Here is a 16,286-nt window from a genome sequence, read left to right as displayed (position 1 = left end):
ACCAGTGTTCTTTGAAGGTTTAAACGATGGATCAGTTACTCAATTGGCTTTGGGGTGGTCAAGGCGGTTATGGCTATGTCGTCTTGTTGTTAATCGCAGGCGTGTGCGCGTTAGCACTGATCTATTTGCACTTTCAGACATCACTTAAGCAACTAGTAACGGATTCTCCCTATCCAGTCATAGTGGTGGACACTAGCCATGCTCAGCTCTTGCTATCTAACCAGGCTGCGATGCAGTTGTTAGGCATTCGCTCTTTGGGAACGGGGTATTTGTATCCTGCTTTATTCGATATTCATGAGCTTGAGCAGTTTCTCGATCGCTTCTCTAGTCGTCATTTTCGTCAGCAGGCTTTTGACTGGCGACTATCTGATAGTGAATCTATTAAAGTGGAGCTGTCAGGCAGAAAGAGTTTATTGCGCAATCATCGAGTTTGGATTCTTTATGCTCAGCCATATCAAGCCACTCACCAAGAGCAGCAACAAGAACTTGCCCAATTAATCATCGCACGTTCGGCATTAGACTCACTTTCAGAGCTGATTTGTACCCAAGACCGCCAAGGCAATCTATTAACGACCAATCGAGCATTTGATCAATTCTGGCAAGGGCGAAGGGAAGAAGCTTGCGCATCCAAGGCCTTGGGTGAGATGACCAGAAAAAGCGAACGTAAATGGACAACGGATCCACAAGGTCGAAGTTGCTTATTGGAAGTCAATCAAAACTCTCTTGTTTCGCCGAGTGGTGAGCTTATCGGTACGCTGTCTATTAGTCATGACGTGACTGAATGGCACAAGATGCAACAGAATCTGCGAGATGAAATGGAGCGTCGCAAAGATACAGAGGTGGCGCTAGCGCAAAGAGATACTATCTTACAAACGATTCTGGATGCCAGTCCGGACTCTATTGGTATTTTCAATGAGAACATGGTCTATCAAGCGTGTAATCAGCCTTTTGTTAAGGCGTTAGGCATTTCAAAAATTTCTGATTTGATAGGTAAGCGCCTCCAAGACGTGATTCCTAAAGAGATGTACGCGCGCTTAGCAGACAGTGACTTAGAAGCATTACGCCAGTTAGAGCCAGTTCGATACATAGATAAAGTCGTGAGTAGTGATGGTAAAAGTACGTGGTTTGATGTGGTGAAATCGCCTTTTAAAGATAAAGCATCAGGAACGAATGGTGTGCTGATCATGGCGCGTGATATTTCTGAGCGTTATCTTGCAGAACAAAAGTTGGAAAAAGCCAACCTAGAGTTAGAAAAATTGAGCTTTATGGATAGCTTAACTCAAGTATCGAACCGACGCCGTTTCGACGAACAACTGCAGGTATTGTGGTACCACCACGCTCGAGAAAAGCTGCCGCTCACCATCATGTTATGTGACATCGACTTTTTCAAAGATTACAACGACTGTTACGGTCACCAACAAGGTGATGAAGCGTTAGTCAGTGTCGCTACCGTGTTTACACAAGTCATCAATCGTTCTTCGGATTGTGTTGCGCGTTATGGTGGCGAGGAGTTTGGTTTTATCTTGCCGAATACCACCACGGAAGGTGCGCGCAACGTAGCACAGCGTATTCATGAGAAAATTCTACAGCTTGATATGGAACACGACAGTTCAGAAGCATCTGAACGCCTTACCGTCAGTATCGGTCTGGTCTCTTACATTCCTCAGCATGGTGATGAACCCGAAATGGGCATCGCTATGGCTGACAGTGCGTTATACCAAGCTAAAGCTGATGGACGTAATCGCACCTGTATTCACCCCAGTTCTTGCTAACGCTTTGTGACCGCTTGCTCTAAGTTGATAGCTGATTGTTTAAATCACCGTATTAAACACGTTAAACTTACAGAAGCCTGTGCGCTCGTTGGTTTATCTTTCTATCTCGTGTCACAAGCGCAGATCGCACCGTGTGTTTTTCACTAATCAAACAGACCTAAATTGCGTTAGGTCGAGTGCATTTACCTGTTTTTCATCATCGAATGGCGCTATCTAGCCACCACCATGGAGTAGTTAATGAAACCCATGAAAAACCTCGCCCAGTATTATGTCGACTTGCTAGTCAAACTGGGGATTGTTCGCTTCTCTATTTTGCTAGCCCTTGCGCTGGTGGCATTAGCTGTTGTGGTGCAGGTAGGGATTACTTTAGCTCTCAAAGGGCGAGTAGATGATATCGATATTGTCCGTTCGGTGTTTTTTGGTCTATTGATCACCCCTTGGGCGGTTTACTTCCTCTCTGTGGTTGTCGATCAACTAGAAGAGTCTCGCCAGCGTTTAACTAAGCTGGTGTCCAAACTGAAGGACATGCGTTCGCGAGATCAAGAGCTGAATTACCAACTTCAACAAAACATTGAAAAGCTTAACCAAGAAATTGAAGAGCGTATTAAAGCGGAAGAAGCACGTGAAGAGGCGATGCAAGACCTCGAAAATGAGGTGTTCCAACGCGAACGTACTCAATTAGAGTTGGCAGAACGTACCGCATTACTGCGTTCATTTATTGATGCCTCACCAGACTTAATTTACTACCGCAATGCGGATGGTGTTTTCTCTGGCTGTAACCGCGCGATGGAAGAGCTAACGGGCAAGAAAGAGCACCAGTTAGTCGGATTAAGCCCTTGGGATGTGTATAGCAAAGAAATCGCCGAGCATATCGTTGATACTGACCAAAAGGTTTTTGCCGATAATCAAGCGATTACTTACGAGCAATGGCTCGAATACCCAGATGGTCGCAAGCATTACTTTGAGCTGCGTAAAGTGCCATTTTACAGCAAAGATGGCCGCCACCTTGGTCTCGTTGGGTTCGGTCGTGATATCACTGAACGTAAGCGCCATGAAGAGTCGTTAGAGAAAGCAAGCCGCGACAAAACTACCTTCATCTCAACCATCAGTCATGAGCTGCGAACGCCGCTGAATGGCATTGTAGGCTTAAGTCGTATGCTTCTAGATAGTCCGTTGACAGAAGAGCAGCGTAAACACATGCAGACCATCAATGTGAGTGCGATTACTCTAGGTAACATCTTCAACGATATTATCGATATGGATAAATTTGATCGCCGTAAGTTAGAACTATTACCTGCGCCACTTAACTTCGAAGACTTCGTCGCAGAGATTGAGAGTATCTCAGCTCTGATGGCGGAACAAAAAGGGTTACGCTTTGACTTAGAACGTTTAAGCGACTTGCCAAAAGCAATTGAAGTGGATGCAACCCGTCTACGTCAGGTGATTTGGAACTTGGTCAGCAACGCAATGAAGTTCACCAAGGAAGGTGGCGTTGTGATGACAGTGAGCGCGGATGTCGAAGACGATTTTGCGACCATTATTATGGAAGTGGAAGACACAGGTATTGGTATCCCAGACGAAGAGCTAGATAAGATCTTTGCGATGTACTACCAAGTGAAATCAGGCAAGGACAACCTGCATGCGGTCGGTACAGGTATTGGTTTGGCGGTATCTAAGCAACTGATCAATATGATGGATGGTGACATTACGGTTACCAGTGAGGAAGGCTTTGGTAGCACTTTTACTGTATCGATCCACGTTCCGATTGTTGAACTAGCTGAGCCAGTCATTGATGCGAAACGCGACAATGTGCGCCTCAACATATTTATGGTCGAAGACATCGAGCTTAACGTAACTGTGGCTAAATCGTTACTTGAGAGCCTAGGGCACTCTGTCACCGTGGCAATGACGGGCCAAGAAGCGTTAGTGAACTTTGTGCCAGAAAAATACGACTTAGCGTTGTTGGATATCCAACTGCCTGATATGACGGGCTTTGATGTCGCCAATTATTACCGCAAGCATTATAACAATCTTCCTCCATTGGTCGCCTTAACTGCTAATGTAATGAAAGATCGTCGTGAATACTTAGATAACGGCATGGATGATGCGATCAGTAAGCCGCTGGCAGTGAATGCTATTCAGTCAGTGATTGATAAATTCTTCGCTCACCAGTTAGAACAACCTAAGGAAGTGGTGAGCGGTCCCGAAACAGTGGAAGAGCCAGTGCCTTCTCCTGTGATTGAGACACATTTGCTCGATATGGATATGTTAGAGTCTTACGTCGACATTGTTGGTGCAAAACCTGTCTACGACAGCATAAAAATGTTTGAAGATATGATGCCAGACTATATCGATGTCTTAGATTCGAACATGACAGCGAAAGATCAAGATGGGATTGTTTCTGAAGCGCATAAAATCAAAGGTGCTGCAGGTTCAATTGGCCTGAAACGTATCCAAAGTGTGGCGCAAAAAGCGCAATCGCCCGATATGCCTGCATGGTGGGAAAACATTTCAGACTGGGTTGAAGAGATCAAAAATGAATACCAAAACGATATTCAAGTCCTCAAAAGTTGGTTGGAACAAAGGAAATAACATGAAAAGAATCGCACCATTGGCGTTAGTCATGGCATTGATGGCAGGCTGTAGTTCCGTTCCAAATGTGAATTGGCAACAAAACAGTCAGATTACGATTAATGAGGTTAATGTTGAGCTCAAAAGTAATTTATGGGTGAACCTCATGCCGAATATTGGGGACGTGGAAGAGCAAAGTATTCAAGGTGCACTTTACCTCGAAGGAGATCAGTTACTTCCTGCAAATCTAACGGCAGAAGCTCTTATTATTAAACAGGGGCAAAAAGAGTGGTTGGTGGACAGTGCGTCTTTAGATACTCGAACGCACAGTGAAAGCCGATGGGAGGTGGCGTTCTCGTCTCACATTGATGTGAACACAGAAAAATCGGTTGATATCGCAGTGCTTCTAGACGATGCGGGTAAACAGCGTTGGTTAGTCGAAAAGTACGTGAAGATTAACAAGGTTTATTAACCGCAATGATGTTGCATTAGTCGTTAGACCTAAAACAAAAAGGGCTTGCTCAATGAGCAAGCCCTTTGCATATTAGCGGTTAAATCTAGTCTTCTAGATCGCCACAGAAGCGGTAACCTTCGCCGTGGATAGTGGCGATGATTTCTGGCGTACCTGAAACAGACTCAAAGTGCTTACGGATACGACGAATCGTTACGTCTACAGTACGGTCGTGTGGCTTAAGTTCACGACCAGTCATCTTCTTAAGAAGATCTGCACGAGTTTGAATCTTACCCGGGTTCTCACAGAAGTGCAGTAATGCGCGGAACTCAGAGCGAGGTAGCTTGTAGCTATCACCAGCAGGGCTTACTAGAGAGCGGCTGTTGATGTCTAGTACCCAACCGTTGAATTCATACTTTTCTACCGAGCGCTTCTCTTCTTGCACCGCGTTAGAGCTCATTGAGCGACTAAGTAGGTTACGTGCACGAATAGTTAGTTCACGTGGGTTGAATGGTTTAGTGATGTAGTCATCTGCACCAATCTCAAGACCTAGGATCTTGTCTACTTCATTGTCACGGCCTGTCAGGAACATTAAAGCAATGTTCGCTTGCTCGCGTAATTCACGCGCTAGTAGAAGGCCATTCTTGCCTGGAAGATTAATGTCCATAATAACCAAGTTGACTGAGTTATCAGACAACACTTGGTGCATCTCTTCACCGTCACTGGCTTCAAAAACAGCGTATCCCTCTGCTTCAAAAATACTCTTAAGAGTGTTACGAGTTACTTGCTCATCTTCAACGATAAGAATCTGCGGGGTTTGCATTGGCGGTACCTAAATTTGTGACAAAATTGTGCTAATAGAATAAATTCTAGGCAAAAATATAACATACAGGTAATGTGATTTTGATAATAAATCAAGTTGATCAAAAAAACACTTCTTTCAGTTATCCGCCCTCCATGGAATTTTGCCAACTCACCAGTATCCAATGGCGACGTTTATTCTAAAGGGCTTGTTTACCTTTCATTTCCTGCTTTCAGTGGGGCCTGAAACGTAAACACCCTAAGATATTGAGCGGATTTTATATTGTTAACAGCATGCTAACAATGCTCAAATGTTAATTCCATTCAGTTTGTTGATTTATATCAATTGATGAAATGTAACTGTTATTAATCGTTTAAGACTTATGATAGAAAAAAGTAATAAGAACATAGACGCATCGTTATGGAATGCTTATTCAGAATCTTTTTTCAGATTCGAAGCCGAGTGGCGTGTTTCAAACTATGCTGTGATAACCGCTTGGAACCCATACAGTAACTTGAGGTCCAAAGAAGAGAACAGCATAAACAATCACGCGTTAGAAAAACAGCTACAGCACGTTAATTACGCGCCTGTCACGGTAGGTGATAGCGCTTTTACATGGTATGAGGAAAGCTTTGCCGTCGAGTTGTCGCCAGAGGTAGCCGTTGAATTGGCGAGTGACTTTCAACAAAACGCGATTTATTACGTCATTAATGACCAACTTTATCTTATTGCGTGCTCGCAGCCGAAAGTTTTTCATACGTTAGGCTCCATTAAACCTCGGCTCGTATAGAAGGTATAGAAAAGGATACTGCTCACTGAAGCACCGCTTGGGTGAGAAAATTCACGGAGGAAATATGAGAGACATTACACCCGATATTTGTGACCAATTTGAAGACCAAGTGAGCTTGCTTACTTTACCATTGCAGAACTTTGGTCAACGTAGCGCTTTTTACGGTGAAATCGTTACGGTGCGCTGCTATCACGATAACTCGAAAGTGCGTGAAGTACTGGGCGAAGATGGAACGGGTAAAGTATTGATTGTTGACGGACATGGATCGTGTCAGAGAGCATTACTCGGCGATCAATTAGCGATACTCGGAATAGAAAATGGGTGGGAAGGTATCATTGTCTATGGTGCAATACGCGACGTAGCACAAATATCTCAAATGGACATTGGCGTTCAAGCTCTTGGAACTAACCCGTTTAAAACAGAGAAACGCGGGATAGGAGAGGTAAACGTAACCTTAACGATGCAAAACCAAATCGTTCAACCTAAGCACTACGTTTACGCGGACTGGAACGGTGTGTTGATTTCTAAGCAAAAGCTGGACTTCTAAAAACGAAAGCCTAAACCAACCTCAAAGCCTTGTTGCCAATCTTGGTAATCAAGAGTCGCGTGAAGATCCAGTTTATCGGTAATTTTTACGCGACTTGATACTTCAGCCGCGAGGCTACTGTCGTCTTGGCGAATACCTTCCGCTGTTTCATTCTTGTAAGAGCGAACTGTACTTTTCAGCGTGACACGATCATTAAAGTGATAGCTGATCCCACTCAAAAAACCACTTTGATTTTTGGTAGGAGAGTTATTGACTCGCGCACCGACATAAACGTCTACCGAATCAAAAAGTTCGTAAGCGTAACCCGTATCGATATTCCAAACATCAAAACTGTCAGACTGATAACTGTCGCTGGAAATGAATAGTTTATGAGGAGAAGGGGATATTTTACCTGGAAGCGGCGGAAGCTCGTTTGCTAGACAAACACCAGGCACAAAAAACAGCAACAGAAAAAGCCCTCTTTTCATGTTCACCACTCCTTGTGTCAACTTTTTTATTAGTATGCGCCCAAAGCTTCTCACTATTAAAGCATAGAATATGAAAGCTAGCTCACCTATTTTCTAAATAATTCGATCCTATGAACATAAGTCACAGTTAAGTTGTTGTTATGTGTCACAACCCTCTCGAATTATTTGATCGTACGTTTTATGGCAAAGATCAGACTAGTTATTAGATAAAAAACCGAACTGGTGATGATGGTTAAGTCCTTTACAAAAACTAACTGTAGATTTTTAAATGATCAATAATGTGTAATTAACTATAAATATCAATGACATTGCTTAGCAGAATTCTCTGAAAGATGGAAAAACAAACAATTTTTTGTTGACTATGTATCAGAAACTCGGTAAACGTAGAGTTAAGCAAACACAATTAACGTTGAATATTTATTTATGCCATCTAACAGCCTAGTAGTAATGACCACGACCATTATTATTACCGACACGACACATGTTGGGGCAGGCTGCTGAGCGAAAGAAATTCACAAAAAAGGCCTGTATCCAACAAGATACAGGCCTTTTTTTATGCTTTTTTATCCAGAATTTAGACAAATTTAAGAAGATATACCGGAGGAAGGGATGCGAGTATTGAAGTTTGGCGGATCATCACTAGCTGATGCAGATCGCTTTTTGAGAGCGGCAGACATTATTGCCAATAACGCTCAACAAGAAGAAGTGGCGGTTGTTCTTTCCGCTCCTGGTAAAACAACAAACAAATTGGTTGCGGTCATTGAAGGCGCATTGCGCAATGGTGAAGCAGAACTACAAATCAAAGAGTTGGAGGAGTCGTTTAAAACGCTCTTCACTCAAGTCCAAGCAGTACTACCCAATATCGATGGTTCAGCTTTCGATAACCAAGTGAAAACTTCTCTCTCTCAATTACGCCAATTCGTTCATGGCATCAATCTTCTTGGCATGTGCCCAAACAATGTTAATGCACGTATTATTAGCAAAGGCGAACGCGTTTCGATTCAATTGATGAAAGCGGTGTTAGAAGCCAAAGGCCAGCCTGCACATCTTATCGACCCAGTTGAATACCTATACGCAAAAGGTGATCACCTTGAAGCCATGGTCGATGTTGAAGTTTCGACTCAGAACTTCCGCCAGAATCCTCTTCCTCAAGGTCATGTGAACATCATGCCTGGCTTTACCGCAGGTAACGAGAAAGGTGAATTGGTAACACTTGGTCGCAATGGCTCTGATTATTCGGCGGCGGTTCTTGCGGCGTGTCTGCGCGCAGATTGCTGTGAGATCTGGACAGACGTAGATGGTGTGTACAACTGTGACCCTCGCTTAGTCGAAGATGCTCGCCTACTTAAATCTCTTAGCTATCAAGAAGCGATGGAGCTTTCTTACTTCGGTGCTTCCGTTCTGCACCCGAAAACCATCGCCCCAATCGCACAGTTCCACATCCCATGTCTGATCAAAAACAGCTTTAACCCACAAGGTGCAGGAACTTTGATTGGGCAAGACACTGGTGAAGACAATCTGGCGATCAAAGGTATCACGACGCTAAACGACCTAACTATGGTTAACGTCTCCGGCCCAGGTATGAAGGGTATGGTTGGCATGGCAAGCCGCGTATTTGGCGCAATGTCTTCCGCTGGTGTGTCTATTGTTCTTATTACTCAGTCTTCTTCTGAGTACAGCATTAGCTTCTGTATTGAGGCAGAAGATAAAGCAAAAGCGCAACAAGTACTGGCCGATGCGTTTGAGTTGGAACTGAAAGATAGCTTATTAGAGCCGGTCGAGTTTATTGATAATGTTTCAATCATAACGTTGGTTGGTGACGGCATGCGTACATCGCGCGGTGTTGCATCTCGCTTCTTCTCATCTCTTGCTGAAGTGAACGTAAACATTGTAGCCATCGCACAGGGCTCATCTGAGCGTGCTATCTCAGCCGTGATTCCTGAAGATAAAATCTCTGAAGCGATCAAAGCGTGTCACGAAAACCTATTCAACTCTAAGCACTTCTTAGACGTATTCGTGGTTGGTATTGGTGGCGTTGGTGGTGAGCTGGTGGATCAGATCGAGCGTCAACAGGCGAAGCTTGCGGAAAAAGGCATCGTTATTCGCGTGTGTGGCTTGGCAAACAGCAAAGGTCTTCTGCTTGATAGTGAAGGTCTGCCACTCGATCATTGGCGTGATCGTATGTCGGCAGCGACAGAAGAGTTCAGCCTAGCGCGTTTGATTTCTTTGGTTCAACGTAACCACATCATCAACCCAGTATTGGTTGACTGTACATCAAGTGAAGATATTGCGAATCAATACGCTGATTTCCTAGCTGCTGGTTTCCATGTCGTTACACCAAATAAAAAAGCAAATACAGCAAGCATGGCTTACTACCATCAGCTTCGCGATGTTGCGCGCAGCTCTCGTCGCAAGCTGATGTACGAAACAACTGTGGGGGCGGGTCTACCGGTAATCGAAAACCTGCAAAACCTAATCTCAGCGGGTGATGAGCTAGAGCGCTTCAGCGGTATTCTTTCTGGCTCTCTGTCATACATCTTCGGTAAGTTAGATGAAGGTATGAGCCTAAGTGAAGCAACTAATATCGCAAAAGAAAATGGTTTTACTGAACCGGATCCTCGTGATGACCTTTCTGGTATGGATGTCGCGCGTAAGCTTCTGATCCTAGCTCGTGAAGCAGGCATGTCTCTAGAACTAGAAGACGTTGTGGTTGATCAAGCACTGCCACCAGGTTTTGATGATTCTGGTAGCGTTGATGAATTTATGGCGCGTTTACCTGAAGCAGACGCCTACTTTAAAGAATTATCTGCAAAGGCAGCGGAAGAAGGCAAAGTACTGCGCTACGTTGGTGAGATTAATGAGGGCAAGTGCACAGTAAGCATCGCTGCGGTGGATGAAAACGATCCAATGTATAAAATCAAGGACGGTGAAAACGCACTGGCATTTTACAGCCGTTACTATCAGCCAATCCCACTAGTGTTACGTGGCTATGGTGCAGGCACCGAAGTAACGGCTGCGGGTGTATTTTCTGACGTGATGCGTACTTTAGGTTGGAAACTAGGGGTATAACAATAATGAGTTCAAGTGATATGGATGTAGTGGTTTATGCCCCAGCATCAATTGGTAATGTAAGCGTTGGCTTTGATGTGCTGGGGGCTGCCGTGTCTCCAGTGGATGGCACACTATTGGGTGACCGTGTATTGGTGAAATCTGGGGCTGACCCGTTCAGCCTTAAAACGGCGGGTGATTTTGTTGAGAAATTGCCAACTGAACCAAAAGAGAACATCGTCTACGACTGTTGGCTTGTGTTTGCTCGTGAGTTAGACAAAAAAGGCGTTGAGCTAAAACCACTTGAGATGACGCTAGAAAAGAACATGCCAATTGGCTCTGGTTTAGGCTCAAGTGCATGTTCTATCGTTGCTGCATTAGATGCATTGAACCGATTCCATGGACAGCCACTTAACGAGACAGAATTACTAGCGCTGATGGGAGAGATGGAAGGCAAGATCTCTGGTGGTATTCACTACGACAACGTTGCGCCATGTTACCTTGGTGGTGTGCAACTGATGCTTGAAGAGTTGGGTATCATCAGTCAAGAAGTACCTTGCTTTGATGATTGGTACTGGGTGATGGCGTATCCGGGTATCAAGGTATCAACGGCGGAAGCGCGTGAGATCCTACCATCTCAATACCGCCGACAAGATATCATTGCTCATGGTCGCCACCTTGCGGGCTTTATTCATGCGTGTCATTCTGGTCAGCCAGAACTTGCTGCAAAAATGATCAAAGACGTGATCGCAGAACCGTATCGTGAGAAACTGCTTCCAGGTTTTGCGAATGCACGTCAATACGCAGCGTCTGCGGGTGCATTGGCAACCGGTATTTCTGGCAGTGGTCCGACACTGTTCAGTATTTGCAAAGAGAAAGATGTCGCTGAGCGAGTTGCTCGCTGGTTAGAACAAAACTACGTACAAAACGAAGAAGGATTCGTCCACGTTTGTCGTCTAGATAAGCAGGGTTCGAAAGTAACAGGAAGTGAGCTATGAAGCTTTACAATATAAAAGAAAATGATGAACAAGTTTCCTTTGGCCAAGCCGTTCGCCAAGGGTTAGGCCGTAACCAAGGTCTATTTTTTCCATCGGAATTACCAAAATTTGAAGATATCGATGCGCTGCTTGCAGAAGACTTTGTCTCTCGTAGCACTAAGATTCTATCGGCGTTAATTGGAGATGAACTTACAGAGGAGCAAGTGAATGCCCTTGTTGATGCTGCGTTTCAATTCCCTGCGCCTATCAACCAAGTAAAAGACGGTGTTTATGCACTGGAACTGTTCCATGGTCCAACGCTTGCGTTTAAAGACTTTGGTGGTCGCTTTATGGCGCAATCTCTTGCTGCGGTTTCGGACGGCGGCAAGATCACCATTCTGACGGCAACGTCTGGCGATACTGGCGCAGCCGTTGCGCATGCTTTCTACGGTATGGAAGACATCAATGTTGTGATTCTTTACCCGAAAGGAAAAATCAGCCCACTGCAAGAGAAGTTATTCTGTACGCTTGGTAAAAACATTCACACTGTCGCGATCGATGGCGACTTCGATGCGTGTCAGGCACTGGTTAAGCAAGCTTTTGATGATTCAGCACTGCGTGAAGAGATCGGTCTGAACTCTGCAAACTCAATCAACATCAGCCGTTTGATGGCGCAAATCTGTTACTACTTTGAAGCAGCTGCGCAAATGAGCAAGCAAGAGCGTGAAAACCTAGTGGTATCAGTACCAAGTGGTAACTTTGGTAACCTAACTGCTGGTCTACTGGCAAAAGCGCTGGGCTTGCCTATCAAACGCTTTATCGCGGCAACTAATGCCAATGACACTGTTCCTCGCTACCTAGAAACAGGTAAGTGGGAGCCAAAACCAACAGTCGCAACAACATCGAACGCGATGGACGTGAGCCAACCAAACAACTGGCCTCGTATTGAAGAGCTGTGCCGCGTGAAAGAGTGGGGCTTGGAGACGTTAGGTAAAGGCGCAGTATCTGATGAGCAAAGCGCACAGTCAGTGAAAGATTTACATGCTCTAGGCTACCTATGCGAACCGCATGGTGCGATTGCTTACCGAGTGCTTGAAGAACAATTGCAAGACGGTGAAACCGGTCTGTTCCTATGTACTGCTCACCCTGCGAAGTTCAAAGAAGTCGTGGATGATATTCTAGAATCCGATATCGAGCTTCCTGCGCCACTAGCGAAGCACGCTGCGATGGAGCTGCTATCGGAAGAGCTCGACGCAGACTTTGACGCATTGAAACAAGTACTGCGCCGCGTGCAGTAAGCTTCAAAGTATAGTAAGTATCAAAAAACAGAAATAACGAGAGGTGAATGAGTAATCATTCACCTTTTTTATTGTCGGTAAGTTTTGACTCTCTTTATGATTGAGAAACGAACTTAACTAAATGAGATGGAAAGAGAAGCATGCATTTTTTGATTTTTCTTGGCTCAGTGAGAGACAGCACGCCACCACGACCAGCCCGTTTAGGAATGCGAGTCAGTAAAGCGTGTGAAAAACTCATCGCGAGTCAACATTCGCAACATACGGTCGAAATCATCGACCCTTTGAATTACGACTTTGGTGATGTGTTTAAGCCCGAGTTTGCTTATCACCGCTCTAAAGTTCCGCAGAACCTAAGTGAGCTGGCAGACAAAATCAAACATGCGGATGGGTATGTGATGGTTAGCCCGGAATATAACCATTCGATGAGTCCTGCTCTGGCGAACACGCTTAACCATTTCGGCAGTTCGCTGTTTTCTTACAAGCCGAGTGCTATCGTGACCTATTCTGCCGGACAATGGGGTGGTGTTAGAGCTGCCGTTTCTATGCGTACCTTCTTATCTGAACTTGGATGTCTACCTGTCTCTGCGATGATCCACATTCCGAAAGCGCAAGAAGTGTTTGATGAACAGGGCGTTGCTGAGGATGAGTCGGAGCAGACGCAGTGGGACAACTATATGAATCGCACTATGCATCAATTGATTTGGTGGGCAGAAGGGGCGTCACTGCAAAGAGATAGGCGTGATCCAACCTCTTTAGCGCAAGCGTTTCAGAAAGATCCTTCGCAAAGAAATGCACCTTAGAGGCGAGTTGCTTTCCATTATAGAAAGGGTTTAGAAGGATTCTGAAACAAAAAAAGCTTGGTCATTGCAGACCAAGCTTTTTAAATTCTAGCGAGCTAGTTTACTGAGAGATTATAGAGTCTCAGTAAAAGTACGAGCGATTACATCACGTTGTTGCTCTGGAGTTAGCGAGTTAAAACGTACTGCGTAACCAGAAACACGAATAGTTAGTTGTGGGTATTTCTCTGGGTGTGCAACTGCATCTTCTAGTGTTTCGCGTTTAAGCACGTTCACGTTTAGGTGTTGGCCGCCTTCGATACGAGGAGCAGTTTCGATTGCAACTTCACGGCTTTCGTATTCACCTAGGTCGCTGATTGCGATAACTTGGTCTGCTTCGTAGCCAGCAGTTGCAGCAACACAACGAGCTTCATTTTTTTCGCTATCTAATAGCCAGATAGAGTTTAGTAGGTCGTCGTTTGCCGCTTTTGTAATTTGGATACCTTGGATCATCACTATCTCCTAGACCACTTACGTGGTGATTATTGGTGTTAATTTTCGAATTTTCGTTGAGCTGAGTATTATATAGCTAATATCCACTATTTTAATATTGATTTAAGTCAATAAACAACCAAAAACATTATTTTTATTAAGGTAATTTTATTGAGTTAAATCAATAAAACCTTTGAAAACAAACTAATTACAATTTATTTGATAATATAAAAAATATTTAATAACTGGTTTTGTTGTAAATTTACTACAAATTGAGATTGAAGTTTAAACTGGTTAACGCAACTATCTGTATTTAGGTAGCAATACTGAAAGTCTAAAGTGATTAAATGACAAACATGAAAAACAAGCTTGGGAATAAACTCATTGGTGCACATGTCTCTGCTGCTGGTGGGGTCGATCAAGCTCCGTTGAGAGCTCGTGAAATTGGCGCGAATGCATTCGCACTATTTACAAAAAACCAACGCTAGTGGGTGGCGAAGCCTTTAGAAGCAAAAACCATCAGTGCGTTTAAAGCGAACTGTAAAATGCTGGGTTTCGGAGCAGAACATATTCTTCCCCATGATTCTTATCTGATTAACTTGGGTGCGCCGGAAGAAGAAAAGCTGAATAAATCCCGCGCGGCATTTATTGATGAAATGGAGCGTTGTAATCAGTTGGGGCTGACTTTGCTTAACTTCCATCCGGGTAGTCACTTAAAGAAAGTCTCTGAACAGGAGTGCCTCGCGACGATCGCCGAGTCGATCAATCTTGCGCATAAAGCGGTGCCGAATGTGATCGCTGTTATCGAGAATACGGCAGGTCAAGGCACTAACTTAGGCTGGAAGTTTGAGCACCTTGCTGAAATCATCGAGCAAGTGGAAGATAAAGATCGTGTCGGCGTTTGTATTGATACCTGCCATACCTTTACGGCTGGTTATGACTTACGTACAAAAGAAGATTGCAAGCGCATCTTTGCAGAGTTCGACCGTATAGTAGGTATGCACTATTTAAGAGCAATGCATCTAAATGATTCAAAAGTAGAGTTTGCCAGCAAAGTAGATCGCCACCATTCTCTTGGTAAAGGAGAGATCGGGTGGGATTGCTTTGAGTACATCGCGAAAGACCCTCGTTTTGATGGTATCCCTCTGATTTTAGAAACAATTGATCCAGATATTTGGCAGCAAGAGATCAACACGTTGCGTCAATTCCATTTAGCGGCCATTGACAGTTAATGGCGTAACCACAAAGTTGGCACCTTTCTTTCTTAGTCATTGAACATCAATCTCTGAATTAGCAAAGAAGGATGCCAACATGTCTCGACCACTCTCTTTTACTCCTTATGCTTACACTCGTCGCGTGCTTCGCTTACCGATTCCTAATCGTCACATTACCGGACAGGGGCATTTTCGAACGCCACAGAAGCATTAGTCTTTTATTGCTTGTCTCAAGTTCGTGGTAAGTTTTTGTTTGTTTGAGTTTCGCTCGTTAGAATAGAAGCAAAATTTAGGACAGGAACTTTCCATGAATCAGTCACCCACTTGGCACGATGTGATCGGCGAAGAGAAAAAGCAGAGCTACTTTGTAGACACCTTGAATTTTGTTGAAGCCGAACGCGCCGCAGGCAAAGCTATTTTTCCTCCCACAAAAGATGTCTTTAACGCGTTTCGTTTTACCGAGTTCAAAGACGTTAAGGTCGTGATTCTAGGACAAGACCCATACCACGGCCCAAATCAGGCGCATGGCCTGTGTTTCTCTGTACTTCCTGGCATTAAAACGCCACCGTCACTGGTTAATATGTATAAAGAGCTGGCGCAAGATATTGAAGGTTTCCAAATCCCTCAACATGGTTTTTTGCAAAGCTGGGCTGAACAAGGCGTATTGTTACTCAATACGGTATTAACGGTGGAGCAAGGTAAAGCGCATTCACATTCAAAGACAGGTTGGGAAACGTTTACTGATCGAGTGATTGAAGCCATTAATCAGCATCAAGAAGGTGTAGTGTTCCTGCTGTGGGGTTCACATGCACAGAAGAAAGGTCGTTTTATCGATCGCAATAAACACCATGTCTTGGCAGCACCGCATCCATCGCCGTTATCGGCACATCGAGGCTTTTTCGGTTGTAAGCATTTCTCTCAAGCAAACCAGTTGCTTACATCACAAGAAAAAGCACCAATTAACTGGCATTTGCCATTAACGGTATAAATGAAGAGACAGCGATCATGGATGCTATGATCGCTGTTTTTTTGAGCACGCTCGAGGCTGATAGTAAATTTCTCATGTACACTTACTAAAAGT

The 16,286-nt window shown here is 44.3% G+C and carries 14 protein-coding genes, 1 pseudogene and 1 other annotated feature; of the genes and pseudogenes, 12 read left to right on the top strand and 3 right to left on the bottom strand.

The annotated features are described in order from the left end of the window. The first annotated feature begins 26 nt into the window (after nucleotides 1–26). The 3 genes from R7Q11_RS17405 to R7Q11_RS17395 all read left to right on the top strand — a co-directional run bounded on the left by R7Q11_RS17405 (nucleotide 27) and on the right by R7Q11_RS17395 (nucleotide 4,815). A complete protein-coding gene (locus tag R7Q11_RS17405; protein ID WP_005381828.1) occupies nucleotides 27–1,772 on the top strand; it encodes a GGDEF domain-containing protein in 1,746 nt (581 codons plus the stop codon). Between the two features lie 237 nt (nucleotides 1,773–2,009). Next, nucleotides 2,010–4,364, top strand: coding sequence for an aerobic respiration two-component sensor histidine kinase ArcB (gene arcB, locus R7Q11_RS17400; RefSeq protein ID WP_005381826.1), 2,355 nt, complete (start codon nucleotides 2,010–2,012; stop codon nucleotides 4,362–4,364). 1 nt (nucleotide 4,365) lies between these two features. Continuing rightward, on the top strand, nucleotides 4,366–4,815 hold the full coding sequence (locus R7Q11_RS17395; RefSeq protein WP_054574283.1) for a hypothetical protein: 450 nt from the start codon (nucleotides 4,366–4,368) through the stop codon (nucleotides 4,813–4,815). An 85-nt stretch (nucleotides 4,816–4,900) separates the two neighbouring features. On the opposite strand, the gene arcA is transcribed toward R7Q11_RS17395, so the two are convergent. Further along, nucleotides 4,901–5,617, bottom strand: a complete 717-nt coding sequence (gene arcA, locus R7Q11_RS17390) for a two-component system response regulator ArcA (RefSeq protein WP_005381824.1) — start codon at nucleotides 5,615–5,617, stop codon at nucleotides 4,901–4,903. A 361-nt stretch (nucleotides 5,618–5,978) separates the two neighbouring features. Between arcA and R7Q11_RS17385 the strand changes: the two genes are divergently transcribed. Together R7Q11_RS17385 and R7Q11_RS17380 are read left to right on the top strand one after the other, a co-directional pair. After that, nucleotides 5,979–6,386 carry a DUF3293 domain-containing protein gene (locus R7Q11_RS17385; RefSeq protein ID WP_005381823.1) on the top strand — a complete coding sequence of 136 codons (408 nt, stop codon included), beginning with the start codon at nucleotides 5,979–5,981 and terminating at the stop codon, nucleotides 6,384–6,386. 64 nt (nucleotides 6,387–6,450) lie between these two features. Beyond that, nucleotides 6,451–6,933: a putative 4-hydroxy-4-methyl-2-oxoglutarate aldolase gene (locus R7Q11_RS17380; RefSeq protein ID WP_005381822.1), complete on the top strand. Its 483-nt coding sequence runs from the start codon at nucleotides 6,451–6,453 to the stop codon at nucleotides 6,931–6,933. On the opposite strand, the gene R7Q11_RS17375 is transcribed toward R7Q11_RS17380, so the two are convergent. Next, the gene (locus R7Q11_RS17375; RefSeq protein WP_017821468.1) at nucleotides 6,930–7,400 is read right to left on the bottom strand and encodes a hypothetical protein; all 471 of its coding nucleotides are present in this window, start codon (nucleotides 7,398–7,400) and stop codon (nucleotides 6,930–6,932) included. The two genes, R7Q11_RS17380 and R7Q11_RS17375, sit on opposite strands and share 4 nt — an antisense overlap. A gap of 423 nt (nucleotides 7,401–7,823) precedes the next feature. On the opposite strand from R7Q11_RS17375, the gene thrL reads away from it, so the two are divergent. From thrL to R7Q11_RS17350, 5 genes are all read left to right on the top strand, one after another. Next, complete coding sequence (gene thrL, locus R7Q11_RS17370) at nucleotides 7,824–7,901, top strand: thr operon leader peptide (protein WP_074192076.1); 78 nt, start codon at nucleotides 7,824–7,826, stop codon at nucleotides 7,899–7,901. Further along, nucleotides 7,837–7,956: a sequence feature (Thr leader region), on the top strand. (Overlaps the previous gene by 65 nt.) Before the next feature lie 53 nt (nucleotides 7,957–8,009). Continuing rightward, nucleotides 8,010–10,469 (top strand): bifunctional aspartate kinase/homoserine dehydrogenase I, encoded by a 2,460-nt coding sequence (thrA, locus tag R7Q11_RS17365; RefSeq protein WP_017821509.1) that lies wholly within the window; start codon nucleotides 8,010–8,012, stop codon nucleotides 10,467–10,469. Between the two features lie 20 nt (nucleotides 10,470–10,489). Then, nucleotides 10,490–11,446, top strand: a complete 957-nt coding sequence (thrB, locus tag R7Q11_RS17360) for a homoserine kinase (RefSeq protein ID WP_017635074.1) — start codon at nucleotides 10,490–10,492, stop codon at nucleotides 11,444–11,446. After that, entirely contained in the window at nucleotides 11,443–12,723 is a 1,281-nt protein-coding gene (gene thrC / locus R7Q11_RS17355) for a threonine synthase (protein WP_005381818.1), read from the top strand. The genes thrB and thrC overlap by 4 nt, the downstream gene beginning before the upstream one ends. A gap of 140 nt (nucleotides 12,724–12,863) precedes the next feature. Beyond that, nucleotides 12,864–13,523 carry an NADPH-dependent FMN reductase gene (locus R7Q11_RS17350; protein ID WP_053350217.1) on the top strand — a complete coding sequence of 220 codons (660 nt, stop codon included), beginning with the start codon at nucleotides 12,864–12,866 and terminating at the stop codon, nucleotides 13,521–13,523. Nucleotides 13,524–13,634: 111 nt separating this feature from the next. On the opposite strand, the gene grcA is transcribed toward R7Q11_RS17350, so the two are convergent. After that, nucleotides 13,635–14,012: an autonomous glycyl radical cofactor GrcA gene (gene grcA / locus R7Q11_RS17345; protein ID WP_005381814.1), complete on the bottom strand. Its 378-nt coding sequence runs from the start codon at nucleotides 14,010–14,012 to the stop codon at nucleotides 13,635–13,637. A gap of 326 nt (nucleotides 14,013–14,338) precedes the next feature. Here grcA and nfo point away from each other — a divergent pair. Then, nucleotides 14,339–15,223: pseudogene (nfo, locus tag R7Q11_RS17340) on the top strand (deoxyribonuclease IV). Nucleotides 15,224–15,512: 289 nt separating this feature from the next. Then, nucleotides 15,513–16,193 (top strand): uracil-DNA glycosylase, encoded by a 681-nt coding sequence (ung, locus tag R7Q11_RS17335; RefSeq protein ID WP_149192034.1) that lies wholly within the window; start codon nucleotides 15,513–15,515, stop codon nucleotides 16,191–16,193. Nucleotides 16,194–16,286: the final 93 nt, after the last annotated feature.

The organism is Vibrio sp. 970 (assembly GCF_033339075.1).
Note: the sequence above shows the minus strand (reverse complement) of the source record. Positions and strands in the feature narration are given on the sequence as shown.

What these genes read in the sequence shown, in the direction of transcription:
- R7Q11_RS17375 (WP_017821468.1), bottom strand. Translation starts at nt 7,400, where the DNA reads ATGAAAAGAGGGCTTTTTCTGTTGCTGTTTTTTGTGCCTGGTGTTTGT.
- arcB (WP_005381826.1), top strand. Translation starts at nt 2,010, where the DNA reads ATGAAACCCATGAAAAACCTCGCCCAGTATTATGTCGACTTGCTAGTC.
- ung (WP_149192034.1), top strand. Translation starts at nt 15,513, where the DNA reads ATGAATCAGTCACCCACTTGGCACGATGTGATCGGCGAAGAGAAAAAG.
- thrA (WP_017821509.1), top strand. Translation starts at nt 8,010, where the DNA reads ATGCGAGTATTGAAGTTTGGCGGATCATCACTAGCTGATGCAGATCGC.
- thrL (WP_074192076.1), top strand. Translation starts at nt 7,824, where the DNA reads ATGCCATCTAACAGCCTAGTAGTAATGACCACGACCATTATTATTACC.
- R7Q11_RS17405 (WP_005381828.1), top strand. Translation starts at nt 27, where the DNA reads ATGGATCAGTTACTCAATTGGCTTTGGGGTGGTCAAGGCGGTTATGGC.
- thrC (WP_005381818.1), top strand. Translation starts at nt 11,443, where the DNA reads ATGAAGCTTTACAATATAAAAGAAAATGATGAACAAGTTTCCTTTGGC.
- R7Q11_RS17395 (WP_054574283.1), top strand. Translation starts at nt 4,366, where the DNA reads ATGAAAAGAATCGCACCATTGGCGTTAGTCATGGCATTGATGGCAGGC.
- R7Q11_RS17350 (WP_053350217.1), top strand. Translation starts at nt 12,864, where the DNA reads ATGCATTTTTTGATTTTTCTTGGCTCAGTGAGAGACAGCACGCCACCA.
- R7Q11_RS17380 (WP_005381822.1), top strand. Translation starts at nt 6,451, where the DNA reads ATGAGAGACATTACACCCGATATTTGTGACCAATTTGAAGACCAAGTG.
- thrB (WP_017635074.1), top strand. Translation starts at nt 10,490, where the DNA reads ATGGATGTAGTGGTTTATGCCCCAGCATCAATTGGTAATGTAAGCGTT.
- R7Q11_RS17385 (WP_005381823.1), top strand. Translation starts at nt 5,979, where the DNA reads ATGATAGAAAAAAGTAATAAGAACATAGACGCATCGTTATGGAATGCT.
- arcA (WP_005381824.1), bottom strand. Translation starts at nt 5,617, where the DNA reads ATGCAAACCCCGCAGATTCTTATCGTTGAAGATGAGCAAGTAACTCGT.
- grcA (WP_005381814.1), bottom strand. Translation starts at nt 14,012, where the DNA reads ATGATCCAAGGTATCCAAATTACAAAAGCGGCAAACGACGACCTACTA.